The sequence below is a fragment of the Vibrio sp. B172a genome (assembly GCF_030248355.1).
Classification (GTDB): Bacteria; Pseudomonadota; Gammaproteobacteria; order Enterobacterales; family Vibrionaceae; genus Vibrio; species Vibrio owensii.
Genome location: NZ_JAHGAC010000001.1, coordinates 367659 through 380718, shown reverse-complemented (window position 1 = coordinate 380718; position 13060 = coordinate 367659). Strand labels below are relative to the sequence as shown.

The following is a 13060-nucleotide window of genomic DNA, read 5'->3' as shown; positions in this document are numbered from 1 at the left end:
TGGGTGATAAATAGAATCCGCAGACTATTTAATTCTAAGGCGATGAAATTATGAAAAAGTTAATGACTGCTGCAGCATTAGCAACGTTGTTAACTGGCTGCGTGACCTTCCCAACGCAAGAGTCCGAGCAAGTGAAAGTGATTTGGGATGATGTAAACGCAATCGCAAACTGCCAGCACCTAGGCACAGTAATGGGCTCAGAAGGCCACTTTTATGATTACTGGCTTCATGCAGACAAAGACATGGTTTGGGGTACACTAAACCAAATGCGCATCAAAGCAGCAGAGCTGGGGGCAGATACCCTTTACTTGTATCAACCACTTGGTTTCTCAAGCTCAGTGACCATGTTCGCTAACGCGTATCAGTGTCAGAACTAAAAGAAAAGCAGACGTTAATGTCTGCTTTTTTCGTTTTAGTATTTGCCTTCAAGGCATAGCAAGGAACGACAAGGGACAAGCCGTGGATGCTAGTTAGTTCAGCTCAGCTGTTTAGTTCAGCCCAGCAGTCGCCATGGCAACTGAATCCGTAAAGGACAAAGAGAAAGCGTCATCCGTGTTCAGAACTTTTGCCGGAAACTCTAGGCTTAGCTTCGCCTCTGGTGCGACTTCTGATTCGATACTGGTAATGAACTGACGAGTTTCTCCTGGAGAGATGGTCAAGTCTTTGCCCGCTTGTGGGCCAAGCTCAGCGATACCAATCGTCGTTAGGCCATTACCTTCCTGATCGACCAAGCTCAACAAAGATTCAGATTTATAAATCAACTCGCCCTTGTCGGTTTGATACGCTCTGAAGGTATTAAAGTTCGGTTGTAACTCACCGTCAGAGGCTAAGTTAGTCACAGAGAAGGTGACGTTAGAACCATCAAACTTCTCTACTCGAACAAGTACGTTCGCGTCTTGGTAACGAGCGGCCGCCGCTGCAGCTGCCATTTCTCTTTGTCGTTCCTTCTCGCGTTCAACTTCTGCAACACGCGCTTTTTCTTCTTCAATTCGAGCTTCTGCCATCGCATAAGATTTATCAACCATAGCGAGCAGTGCAGGGATAGAGTAAGCAGACAACCCTTCTAAGTGGTCGAAGTCGATCTTCGCGTTCGTGGTGAGCTTGTTGGTTGAGAACTGGCAGTGTCCGTCGATTAGGCTGACAAACGCCACTTCAAACGTACCTTGGAGCTTGTTGACTTCAATGCCCGCTTTCTCAATGTTGTCACGAACTTGTTTGATCTCTTCTAATGATTTTTTCGGCAGTAAACCGTTAGGTGAGACGTCGTTTGAAACCGAAACTAACTCTTCGGTCACAAACGGATTGTTTTTTGCAGGAACCACCGTCGTGACGAGGTTAGATTTGGTGATGTCTTCACCTAGCAAGACAGTCATTTTCTGCGACGCAGCAGTTTTGTTGCCGGCTAATACGTCGCTACAGTTTGGTGAGTTGCTCGCTTGTGCGGTTTGAATCGCAGCGAGAGAAAGCATGGCGGACAAGCCAGTGACGACGAGTCCTTTCGATGGTTGATTGTTCATCCTGATAAACCCCTCTGTAATATGATGCGCTAAGCCGACGTGTATAAGTCCAATCGCGGATTGGTATAGCGACATTCAGAATGGTTGTAATTGCGTCCTCACCACGTTCATCTTCACAAGACTGCATTGCTGAAGGTTTCAGCTCGACTTTCGATAGTGATAAGCCGTCACGATCAAAAGTGTTTGAATTCGCAGATGATGCTGCAAGGTCGATGTCTTTTTTCTGAAAGATAGACGTAACTTTTCAAGGCTTCAAATCCGTGATCGAGATCTATTTTTTGCGACAGTGCGAGGAGCAAGCGAAAACAGACACTTAACGTAGAGAGTTGATTTTGAGAGAAAAAAATAAATTTTTTGGGGAACTTTTTGAAACGCTGCCTTTGAGACTTAATTCGCATCTCAAAGGCAGGTATTTGGAATTTAAGGTGTAATTTTTATTACAGCGCGTTGAGTACGTCTGCTAGGCGTGTTACCGCCACTTTCAATTCTTCTGGTGTTGCATTGGTGAAGTTAAGACGCAGTGCCGCCTTCACTTCAGAACCTTCTGGGTAGAAGACAGGGCTTGGTACAACAGCCACACCGTTCGCAAGTAGTGATTTTGCCAGCTCAAACGTATCGCACTCTGGGATCTCTACCCATACGAACATACCACCATCAACAGGCTTGAGGATGCAGCTTGCTGGAAGCTGTTTTTCTAGCTCTGCATACATCACATCGTAGCGAGACTTGTACAGCTCACAAATAGTGCTGATGTGGGTTTCGAAGTTGTCATGTTGAAGCAAGCCGTGCAGTAGGGCTTGCATCGGTATGCTTGAGTGCAGATCGGCACCTTGTTTGATTTTAATAAGCGGTTCTAGGTAGCTAGTTTTACCCGTAACCACACCGATACGTAGACCTGGCGATGCAATCTTAGAAAACGAACGCAGTACGATAGAATTCTGTGGACAGAAATCAGAAACCAAAGGCAAAGCTTCACCAGAGAAACGCAGCTCGCGGTACGGTGCATCTTCGATGAAAGCCACGTTGTATTGAATACAAAGTTCTGCAACCTTTTGACGCGTTTCTAGTGCCCAGCATACGCCCGTTGGGTTATGGAAATCTGGCACCGCATAGAACATCTTCGGCTTTTGCTCAGCGAAGCACTGTTCTAGCTCTTCAAGGTTTGGACCGAACTCAGTTTGAGAAACAGTCACGATGTTTGCTTGAACCAAGCCAAACACCTGCATCGCACCAAGGTAGCTTGGGGCTTCCATTACCACTTTGTCACCCGGGTTCACATAAGCGCGTGCAATCAAATCCAAACCTTGCTGAGAGCCTGTAGTGATCATCGCCGTGTGTGTTTCAGGAAGCTTGAAGTAACCGTTTAGGAAGCTAAGTAGCGGTCCATAGCCTGCGGTTGAGCCATATTGGAACACCTCTGGCATGTTGGCCAAGTTTTCAAGCGTCGGCTTCATTAAGTCGATTGGGAAGGTCTTCTCATCTGGCAAACCGCCAGCAAGCGAGATGACGTTTTTATCGCTAGCGGCAGCGAGGATCTCTCGAATGTACGATGACTTTACTTGTTGTAGTGACTGTGCGATTTCCATGTGTTGTGTTTCTCGTATTTTTTAATTTTGGTTTTATTCAGAAGATAGTACATGGGATTTGCTAACTTAAGTGTGTCCATTTATGCTGTTAAACATGCCCATTTATGCTATTTCAATCAAACGCTAAATTATGAGTCAGCAACAGGTTTCCAGAATCAATGATGTACTGTTCTACATTCACCAAGACATTAGCAGAGAATTATCCGCTAAAGAGCTAGCCGATGTAGCAGCGTATTCTGAGCAGCATTTCCACCGCATTTTTAAAGATGTGGTAGGGGAGTCGATTCATCAATACATTCGTCGTACGCGAATGGAATACGCAGCAAACCAATTGATGTTCGATACCAAATCGTCGGTATTAGAGATTGCTAACAAGTGTGGCTTTAGTTCAGTGTCGTCATTCAGCCGTGCCTTTAAATCCACGTTTGATATGTCGCCCGGTGCTTGGCGTAAGCATGATTTGCATGTCGCGGAAAAGCCGTATCTCAAAGATCCTGAAGTCGCAGCGGGTTACCATCGAGTCGCGAAGCGTACCTTACCGGAGCCAAAGATTGTTGAAGTGCCCCAACGCTTTGCTGCTTATGTTCGTCATGAAGGCTACAACCGTTCTATTCGCAATGCTTGGCTGGTGTTAAAAGCGTGGGCCAATTCAGAGAACCGAGACTTCTCTACCCAATATGGTTTGCATCATTCCAATCCGGCTTGGGTTGAGTTGGACAAGTGTCGTTATGTGGCGTGCATGGCCATTGATAAACCGCTTAAGTATCGCGGCGTAGTGAACCAGATGACCATCCCGGGGGGCTTACATGCGGTGTTCAGGTTGACTGGTGTGTATGGTGAGCTGCTGCCTCAAATCAGTATGGTGTTGGAGAAATGGTTGCCAAACTCAGGCTTTAAGCAACGCTCGACTCCTGCGTATGTGCATTATCATCAAAACCACTTTTTAAATCATGAAGAAGCGTTTGAATTAGATTTCTACTTGCCTATCAGTTTCTTCTAACAATTTCTTTTAAAAAGCTTTGCTTCACGTTCAATGCTTTACTATTGTGTCAGATGAAAATGCCCGACATTGACGTCGGACTTTATAGAATAAGTTGAAAATGAAATGAATATAGAACATCTCAAGCTTTTCGTTCGTTTGGCATCAACGCACAACATCAGCATGGCAGGACAAGAGCTTGGATTATCGCCGGCCGTTGCTAGTGCTCACATCAATAAGTTGGAAGAAGGGCTAGGCGTTCGCCTTGTGCACCGAACCACACGTAAGGTCTCATTAACGGAAGAAGGTCAGGCATTTTTGCCACACGCAGAAGAAGTGCTTGCAACGGTAGAAGCGGCGCGAGGTGCGGTCGGAGTAGGTCATAGCGCACCAACCGGCACGCTTCGAGTAACGGCTCCGGCATCGTTTGGGCGTTTGCATCTTGTGCCTGCACTCAAAGGCTTTATGGCGGCTTACCCCGAGCTTACGGTGGATTTTCGTTTCTCCGATTCCATCATTGATATGGTTGAAGGCGGGTTCGATGTCGCTATTCGTCTTGCAGAGTTGAAAGACTCAACGCTGGTGGCACGCAAACTAGCGCCGGATCGTCGCATCATTGTCGCTTCACCAGAGTATTTAGAAAAGCACGGTACGCCGAAAACACCGCAAGAACTTGCTGAGCATGAATGCGTGACGCTAATGGGGCTAGACAATTGGGTGTTTGAAACCCCAGATGGTCATTATGCGATGCGCGCTTCTGGCAGCTTTAGAACCGATAACGGCGATGCGATGCGTGATGCTTGTATCGATGGGCTTGGTGTGTCGATTAACTCTATTTGGAGTGTCTACAAACAGCTTCAAGCTGGTGAGTTGGTAGAAATCTTGGAAGACTATCCATTGGTGATGAACGCCAGCATTTGGGCCGTTTACCCTAGCTCACGTTTGATCGCACCTAAGGTTCGTGCCTTTATTGATTACTTTGCCGAGTATTACGGGCAGCCACCTTACTGGGAAACCGAACTGGCTGCCCATCAGAAATAAACAAAAACGCTTTCCAATCGGAAAGCGTTTTTTATTGTGTTCATTTAACGAGAAAGAGAACGACTACCAAGAGAAAGTCTGGATGACGTTGTCTTTTGCCATTGGGTTAGATGCAATCGCGTGATTGATGTTTCTCAGAAAATTCTCGCGTGAATCCAACAACCAACCTTTTTGTGGAACGATGTTGTTACCATGGTCGCCCCAGTAGAAGGTATCAATGTTCAAGTTTTCGAGTAGGTATTTCTCTTCTTCAAGCACTTGGAGTTGAGTTGGCATAATGAACTCACCATTCTTCACTTCTTGTTCCATCACCGTACCCGGTTGAATCGCAAGTGCCATAGGAGCAATTTGCTCAGGGTTGATTTGGTTCAAGATGTCTGTTGTCGCAATAATGTGTTCTTTTGAACGTTCGCGTCCGCCAAGGCCAAAGATGAAAGACAGCAACACTTCAATGCCAGCTTCTTTCGCCATTGCCATGCCTTCAATCGCTTGCTCTGGTGACATGCGTTTTTTAATGCGCTCAAGAACAATGCGATCGCCAGATTCAAGACCAGAATAGGCCATATCTAAACCCGCATCTTTTAGCTCTTTCAATTCAGCAATGGTTTTACGGCGGAAATCGTTCAATCCACTGTAAAGAGAAATCTTTTTGCATTCAGGAAAGGTTGAACGCAGTTTGTCGAAGATCTTAAGCAAGTAATCCGTACGTGCCGCCATAACGTTACCATCAATCAAAAAGATCGACTCTACATGTGGGTAGATCAAGCGTGCTTCTTCAATGTCTTTAATCACGTCTTCAATAGGGCGTACCTTAAAGCGTTTGTCATCAAACATGCTGCAAAACGTGCAGGTGTTGATGCTACAACCCAATGTGGTTTGGATTAAGATGCTGCGGTATTCCGGCCATGGTCGGTAAACTTTGCCCTCATAGTTCATAGTTGGATCTCCAGTTAAAAGCGGGATGATTCGATGTCATCACTCGCGAAAGATAATGGGAACGAACGCGTTTGAGTCTGGCGTTTTTCCCGATGGCTGAAGATTAACAAGAGAAGGGTTTGTTGATAATTGGCCTTCATATCGAATGAGTTTTTAGATTTTATTGAAAATGAGCAATAGTGGCAGTTTCAAAAGCACAGAGACGGAAACGTGATAAACAGAAACGCTAGAAACTGGTACACAGAAACCAATACACAGAAATCAGTACGTAAAAACAACAACACCCAGCCGAAGCTAGGTGTTTAAGAGGAATCAACCGCGTTGAATTAAGCGAGTTTGGCAATCACTGCTTCAATCGCGTCTACCACTTGTTGTGATTTGGTGTCATTCAACGCATCACGATGAGGAGCGGCAAAAGCTTCAATGTCGTTATCGAAGTACGAACCATGCGCTTGAGCAAATTCATCCGATAGTACAGCACGAATTAGAATGTCTGCGCCCAAACTGATGTCATTACCCGCGATACCGTAAGCGTCTTTCACCATTTTGCTGCCAAGGAATGATTTTGGATTGACGGAAACCACCATCGGGCCGACGTTTTTCAACTGCAATCCCATTACGCGTGACCACATAGTCAGTGCCAGCTTACTTTGAGCGTAAGCTTCACCGTCTGACAGTGGTTTGTCGCCCATCAAGGCTTCGATGCTCACTGGCGCTTGTGCCGCAGAAGATAGGTTTACGACACGACCTGTGTTGCCAAGTAGTGGAAGTAACTCTTTTGTCAGCATGTATGGCGCAATGGTGTTAACGGCAAAGCGCACATCAAGACCTTCTTGAGTTCTTGAGTTAGGTGTCGCGAACACGCCAGCGTTATTGATGATCACATCCAGTTTGCCAAAGCGTTCTGCCACTTCCGCAATCATCTGTTTCACTGCTGTGACTGAAGACAGATCAGCTACGATGCTTTCCACTTTGCCAGCGTTCATCTCAATCAAGCTTTGCTCTACGTTTTGAACTTTTGCTTCGTTACGGCCATGAACAATCACGTGGTGACCGTCTGCCACTAACATTTTTGCTGTTTCTAAACCAATGCCGTCTGTAGAGCCAGTAATCAGGATGATTTTTTGCATAATTGAGATTCCTTTTGAATTCGATATGCAACAATCATAGTGGCATCTTTGGCGTTCGACTATTGGGAGAGTGAGGGAAACACTTTATAGAAAATATTGAAAATGAATTTGTTAGTCTTTTTGTGGGCGATACGACGAATTAACCGCTCATGAAATGCTATGGTTATTTTAAGCGTTGCTTAAGATTTGAGCAGCTTATTTAACTTGAAATGTACTCAGCCAAAGAGGTCTCTATGTTAGGTGAAAATCACTCATTAACTCATGAATTCCCAGAACATTTGGATACCATTACTCAACTTACGGCAGATGACGCCACGTTTGCTGAAAACGCTAAAAACTATAACACGCTCGACAAGGAAATACGCCAACTAGAATTGCGAGGAAGCCCAATCGACGACCACGAAATGAACACGATGAAACATAACCGTGCAGAGCTAAAAGACTGGCTTTACTCAAAAATTATGAACGCTTAATTGACCTGTTAAGTGTCTTTGATGGCGGCTCGAATGTTCGAGCCGTTTTGCTTTTTTAAAGGGCTCGATTAATCGACAGGCAAATGGCCAGTTTTGACCCAGATTACCGTTTCTTCCTCGACGAAAGGAAAATGTTCACTCATGTGAGGGCTGCGTAGCCAAGTGTGGGTAGGGTATTCCCCGAGTTCGTCTTTAAACTCTCCAGATAAGACAAAGATCTCTTCACCGCCAAAGTGGCGGTGTGGCTGAAACTTTTCACCTTTAGGCCATTTAACCAACGCAACATGCTCGTGTTCGAAGTTGTGTAATGGCATCACCTCCAAGCCACCAATGCCCGGCAACCACTCGGTTTGGTTGGTATTGATGCGCACCGTTTCTAGATCGTTAGGATCAAATCGATTGAGTTTCACTAAGATCACGCAACCGTCTTTGCTGAATGGGGCATGTTGGCTTCCCGGAGGATTACGAAGGTAAGTCCCCGCTGGGTAATCGCCATGCTCGTCAGAAAACACCCCTTCGAGCACCAGTATCTCTTCTCCGTATGGATGAGGGTGCGTCGAGAACTGTGAGTTCGGCTCGTATTTCACCACGCTGGTGGTATGCCCAGACTCTTTCGCTTCTCGTTCCAACGGTTTGCGCCATACACCGGCGGCTGGGCTGGCTACCCAATCTTGTTCGCCAGTTTTAATCACCAAACGTTGTGAAAAGTCCATGTTTATCATTGCGTATTTCCAGTGTTTGCTTTGCATTGTTTAAGTATACGTAGTTTCACACAGGTCGGTTTTCAACCCTTGGAGCGCGAGATTTTCACTTACTCACTTGTATTGGAAAGATCACAACAGAGTAGGGCGTAGGGGAATAAACACGACGATGGAGCAAGGTTCTTCTAATTAACCTTATGATTGTTATTGATAATTTTCATAAAAACTAAATTTACAAAATGTTACAAGCTACACTTTTTTTAGTGTTTGTTATGTTATAACATCCGCGAAATATTAAATGGTGTTATAACATAACAAAATAAGGAAAAACGTAGTGAATAAGAAATTGGTCTCTTTAGCGGTTGGTAGCTTGTTTGTTTCCCCAGTTTTTGCCGATACGCTTTCGAACCCTCAGATTGGCGTGGTACTAGACGGTTACTATCAAGATGGCCAGCGTCATAACTCAGAGCGTGAAGAAGGTTTTGGCCTAGGTCATACCGAGCTGAACATGTCTGCAAACATCGATGATAAATTCCACGGCGCACTAACGGCGGTTCTAGAAAGCCACGGTGATGAAACCGAGCTAATGCTTGAAGAGGCGTTTATCGAGACACTAGCACTACCATACGGCTTGAATGTTCGTGCGGGTCGCTTCCTATCTGACTTTGGTTACCTGAACAACCAACACATGCACACAGACAGCTTTGTTGAGCGTCCAATTGCTTACCGTACTTTCCTTGGCTCGCATTACTACGATGACGGTGTGCGCGCAAACATCGTTCTTCCGACAGACCTATATGTGAAGTTGGGTGTAGAAGCACTAAGCGGTAGCAAGATGTCTTCTGTTGAAGATGGTTCTGAAGTTGGCGTTTACACGACAACACTTAAGCTTGGCAGCGATTTTTCAGAGTCTTCTAGCTGGCAGTTTGGCCTGAGCTACCTACGTAACGAAAACGGTAAGGTAACAGAATTCGAAGATCATGATCACGGCCATGCAGATGAGCATGATCATGACCACAGCCACGCAGCTGCGGTAACGGGTGAAAACTTATACGGTGCAGACTTTGTATGGAAGTGGGCGCCAGACGGTAACTACAAGTACAGCAACTTCACGCTATCTGCGGAGTACATGTTGCTAGATGGTGTGGTAGACAGCAAATACAAGAACGATGCTGAATCACCAGACAACCTAAGCGCATACTACGTATCGGGTGTTTACCGCTTTAACCCAAGCTGGTCTGCTGGTCTACGTTACGGTGAAGCAGAAAGCTACGATGGCCACGCGCACGGCGACCACATGCACTTCACTGCTCTGAATGATAAAGAAATGGATGCGATGATCGCATGGGATTCTTCTCACTTCGGTACTATCCGTGCGCAATACACTCGTATTGATAACCAAGACAGCGAGACAGACAACGTATTCACTCTGCAATACGTAATGACATTTGGAGCGCACGGTGCACATGCGTTCTAAGCTGACATTAAATAAATGCAGTTTAGCGATGATGGCGGCGGGGGCTGCCATCATCTCTTCACCTGCTTTGGCTCTTAACATCTTTGTTTGTGAGCCAGAATGGAAAGCCCTTATCGAAAGTCACGCTCCAGACGCGACCATCTATTCCGCGACCACCGCCAAGCAAGATCCTCATTATGTACAAGCTCGCCCTTCTTTGATTGCAAAGATGCGCCAAGCCGACATGGCAATGTGTTCTGGTGCGGAGTTAGAAGTAGGATGGTTGCCTATGTTGCAAGTTCGCAGTAGCAATGGTGCGGTACAAAACGGTTCACAAAGCATGATCTACGCGACCGATTTCGTGCGCATGTTAGACACTCATGATCATGTCGACCGCAGCATGGGGGACATTCATGCGCACGGAAACCCACATGTGCAGTTTGCGGCGAATGACATGGTTGCGATTTCGCGTGCTGTGACAGAACGTTTGAAGAGCATCGATCCTGAAAATGCGCAAAGCTATCAAGTGAATGGTATGAAGTTCCGCGCTCACTGGCGTAAAAAGCTCAATGAGTGGAATGAGAAAGCCGCGCCATTAAAGGGTAAACAAGTGGTGGGTTATCACGAAACCTACCGTTATCTATACGATTGGCTTGGCATGGAGCAAATTGCTGACCTCGAACCAAAGCCGGGCATTTCTCCTACCACTTCTCACCTTCAATCTTTAACTAAGTTGGACTCGGATTCTTTTGAAGCGATTGTCTACTCGTCGCATCAAGACCAGCGTCCAGCAAACTGGTTACAGAAACAAACCAATAAGCCGCTGATTCAGCTGCCTTTGACGGTGTCTGATGGCGAAAGTCTGGATGAAATGTATGACCAAGTTATCGATGATTTGTTGGATGTGCTCGTGCAACCTGTTCCGGTGAAGATCTAAGTCATGGCAGATTATGCATGGCTATTACCAGCGGTGCTGTGTGGCTTGATTGCTCTGGCTGGTAACGTGGTGCTCGGACAGCAGGTGTTAAAACGCCAAATTATCTTCATCGATTTGGCGGTGGCACAAGTTGCGGCCTTAGGGGCAGCACTGAGTCATTATTGGTTGAACCAATACGATCTCTTTTCTGGTTCTTTCTTCGGTGAAATGGTTGGCCCTTGGGTGATGTCGTTACTGCTTTGTGGTCTGATCGCCCTAATGGAAAAGCGCTACCAACAGCATTTAGAGCCAACGATTGGCAGCTTGTTTGTAGTGTCGGCCTCACTGGCGATATTACTGGTGAGCAAAGATCCACACGGCGCAGACTTTATTCAAGGGATTCTCAACGGGCAGTTGCTGTGGTCGACATGGGATGATGTTTGGCCTTTGGCATTAATCACCGCAGCGATGTTGTTATTGGTATGGGTGAAGCCAGAGTTCATGCAGGGCAGTGGCTTCTATCTCATCTTCGCGATACTAATGCCGATTACGGTCAAGCTAACGGGCATCTATTTGGAGTTTGCTTTGTTGGTGATTCCGGCCTTGTGTGCGGCAGCACTGAAAGGAACAAGATTCTTCGCTGCAAGCATCAGTATTGGCATCGTGGGGATATTGTCAGGTATCGCGGCGTCAGCGCATTATGACTTGCCAAGTGGGGCGAGTATCGTGATCACCTTGTTTATTGCGGGCATGTTGTTCAATCTTTTGCTTCAGCCTTGGCTGTCAAAAGCGCAATCCGTTTATGAAGAGACGGTATGAAAACGTTGAGGAGTCTGCTCGAACGTTGACCTAGTACTTTGGCCTTAATGATAAAAAGGCTCCGCGTGAACGGAGCCTTTTGTTTAGCACTGCTTTTTCTTATTAGTAACCTTGCTAGTTATTAACTGATTACTTAGTTACTTATCTCCTACTATATTAGCAAGATTTGAACAGAGGTAGAGTCTGAGGTTGGATTGAATCTGTCAAAGTGTTATCCAGCGCAGGGAATAATTGATTAATTCCCGTTTCAGACAGTCCTAACCACGCCATTAAGCTCGCATGAAGCTGATCTGAAGATATCGTTGGAATCACACGGCCACGTGAAAGCAAGTAAGGGCTCGTCTCAGATAAGTCTGGATATTCACCCACAATCGCTTTTCCGGCTACACCGCCGCCCATGACTAATGCATGGCTTGCCCATCCGTGGTCTGTCCCATCTGTGCCGTTCGGAATCAGAGTTCGACCAAATTCAGAATGCGTGAACGTGGTCACTTGCTCAAACAAGCCGTTGTTCTCTAGTGCCAATTGGAAAGCGGCCATGGCTTCTGCCAGTTCTTGCAGCAAACCGGTTTGGCGGCTGATTTGAGCTGAGTGAGTATCGAACCCGCCCAACTTACAACTAAAGTACTGCGCAGGATGTTGGAACTGATCTTTGTGCAGCAACAGTTTAAAAACCGCTTTCAATTGCTTACCGATTCGAGTTTCTGGGAATACGTCTGGGATCTCGGCATTTAGAATCGCACTGAACTGCTCATACATTCTGGTTGAGTCCACAGCAACGCCCGCATAATGAGACTGGAAGACATTGCCGTAATTGCCCGTACTTTGTAGTTGATCGAACAGATCGCGTGAGCGTTGATCGTTGAAAATATCACTTGGTGGCTGAGAACCGACAGAGTTGGATTGGGCTTCAATACAGTTGGTCCACACTTGTGTGCCGCCAATATCAAACATCGGTGACAACTCGTTCAAGCTGCGCAGCATAGAGCTAAGTTCTGTGGATGTCTTCGCGCCAAAACCTTCTTTCGACAATGACTTGGTGGCATGAGACTGCACCATAGTAGACTGATGTGAGTGACTGAACAGGTGCGCCGGACGAGTGCTTTCATCGTAAATCACATTGTTTACACGCTGAGTCAACGGGCCGAGGTTCACCACGGGCACAAGGTTAGCACTATCCCAATAAGGTTTGAGGGCTGCCATCGCTGGGTTGAGTGCCAGTTTGGCCTCGTCGTTCACTGCGTCTAAGTGGATACAGGTTGTCTCATCCAAAGCTAAGTTGCCACGTAGCGCGCGGTATTGGCTGTTGGCGTTAGCGGCGGTTGGGATAAGCATGTTGTAGCCATCATTACCGCCCGCAAGGTCGATACCAACCACAGCGCGATAGCCATTCTTGCATTGGTTAAACGAATCAGCGAAGGTTGGGAATGCAGCAAGGTTAAGCGCAGAAATCCCCACACCAGCGGAACCTGCTTGTAAAAATCGACGTCGAGTTAAGTTCATGGT

Annotated in this window: 13 protein-coding genes; 7 read left to right on the top strand and 6 right to left on the bottom strand. The window is 46.3% G+C overall.

What is annotated here, in order from left to right; all coding sequences use genetic code 11:
- Window positions 1-50: 50 nt before the first annotated feature.
- Window positions 51-377: a DUF4156 domain-containing protein gene (locus KIT90_RS01610; protein ID WP_009706294.1), complete on the top strand. Its 327-nt coding sequence runs from the start codon at window positions 51-53 to the stop codon at window positions 375-377.
- A gap of 111 nt (window positions 378-488) precedes the next feature.
- Here the strand turns inward: KIT90_RS01610 and KIT90_RS01605 are convergent, their stop codons facing one another.
- Together KIT90_RS01605 and KIT90_RS01600 are read right to left on the bottom strand one after the other, a co-directional pair.
- A complete protein-coding gene (locus KIT90_RS01605) occupies window positions 489-1517 on the bottom strand; it encodes a hypothetical protein (protein WP_285374689.1) in 1029 nt (342 codons plus the stop codon).
- 437 nt (window positions 1518-1954) lie between these two features.
- A complete protein-coding gene (locus KIT90_RS01600) occupies window positions 1955-3103 on the bottom strand; it encodes a PLP-dependent aminotransferase family protein (RefSeq protein WP_285374686.1) in 1149 nt (382 codons plus the stop codon).
- A gap of 130 nt (window positions 3104-3233) precedes the next feature.
- Here KIT90_RS01600 and KIT90_RS01595 point away from each other — a divergent pair, with 130 nt between their 5' ends.
- Both KIT90_RS01595 and KIT90_RS01590 read left to right on the top strand, forming a co-directional pair.
- Window positions 3234-4103, top strand: coding sequence for a GyrI-like domain-containing protein (locus KIT90_RS01595; RefSeq protein ID WP_005439161.1), 870 nt, complete (start codon window positions 3234-3236; stop codon window positions 4101-4103).
- 105 nt (window positions 4104-4208) lie between these two features.
- Window positions 4209-5123 carry a LysR family transcriptional regulator gene (locus tag KIT90_RS01590; RefSeq protein ID WP_285374683.1) on the top strand — a complete coding sequence of 305 codons (915 nt, stop codon included), beginning with the start codon at window positions 4209-4211 and terminating at the stop codon, window positions 5121-5123.
- A gap of 63 nt (window positions 5124-5186) precedes the next feature.
- On the opposite strand, the gene KIT90_RS01585 is transcribed toward KIT90_RS01590, so the two are convergent.
- Window positions 5187-6059, bottom strand: coding sequence for a radical SAM protein (locus KIT90_RS01585; protein ID WP_285374680.1), 873 nt, complete (start codon window positions 6057-6059; stop codon window positions 5187-5189).
- Between the two features lie 326 nt (window positions 6060-6385).
- A complete protein-coding gene (locus KIT90_RS01580) occupies window positions 6386-7189 on the bottom strand; it encodes an SDR family NAD(P)-dependent oxidoreductase (RefSeq protein ID WP_285374677.1) in 804 nt (267 codons plus the stop codon).
- Window positions 7190-7422: 233 nt separating this feature from the next.
- On the opposite strand from KIT90_RS01580, the gene KIT90_RS01575 reads away from it, so the two are divergent.
- Window positions 7423-7662, top strand: a complete 240-nt coding sequence (locus KIT90_RS01575) for a YdcH family protein (protein ID WP_020194687.1) — start codon at window positions 7423-7425, stop codon at window positions 7660-7662.
- A 68-nt stretch (window positions 7663-7730) separates the two neighbouring features.
- Here KIT90_RS01575 and KIT90_RS01570 read toward each other — a convergent pair whose 3' ends face one another.
- The gene (locus KIT90_RS01570) at window positions 7731-8384 is read right to left on the bottom strand and encodes a cupin domain-containing protein (protein ID WP_285374675.1); all 654 of its coding nucleotides are present in this window, start codon (window positions 8382-8384) and stop codon (window positions 7731-7733) included.
- A gap of 313 nt (window positions 8385-8697) precedes the next feature.
- Between KIT90_RS01570 and KIT90_RS01565 the strand changes: the two genes are divergently transcribed.
- Genes KIT90_RS01565 through KIT90_RS01555 form a run of 3 tightly spaced genes read left to right on the top strand, consistent with a single transcriptional unit; the run spans window position 8698 to window position 11554 of the window.
- Complete coding sequence (locus KIT90_RS01565) at window positions 8698-9840, top strand: membrane protein (protein ID WP_005439147.1); 1143 nt, start codon at window positions 8698-8700, stop codon at window positions 9838-9840.
- A complete protein-coding gene (locus KIT90_RS01560) occupies window positions 9830-10756 on the top strand; it encodes a metal ABC transporter solute-binding protein, Zn/Mn family (protein WP_285374921.1) in 927 nt (308 codons plus the stop codon). Before KIT90_RS01565 ends, KIT90_RS01560 begins: the two co-directional genes overlap by 11 nt.
- A gap of 3 nt (window positions 10757-10759) precedes the next feature.
- Window positions 10760-11554 carry a metal ABC transporter permease gene (locus KIT90_RS01555; protein ID WP_285374673.1) on the top strand — a complete coding sequence of 265 codons (795 nt, stop codon included), beginning with the start codon at window positions 10760-10762 and terminating at the stop codon, window positions 11552-11554.
- Window positions 11555-11710: 156 nt separating this feature from the next.
- Here KIT90_RS01555 and KIT90_RS01550 read toward each other — a convergent pair whose 3' ends face one another.
- Complete coding sequence (locus KIT90_RS01550; protein WP_285374670.1) at window positions 11711-13057, bottom strand: DUF1501 domain-containing protein; 1347 nt, start codon at window positions 13055-13057, stop codon at window positions 11711-11713.
- Between the last annotated feature and the right edge of the window lie 3 nt (window positions 13058-13060).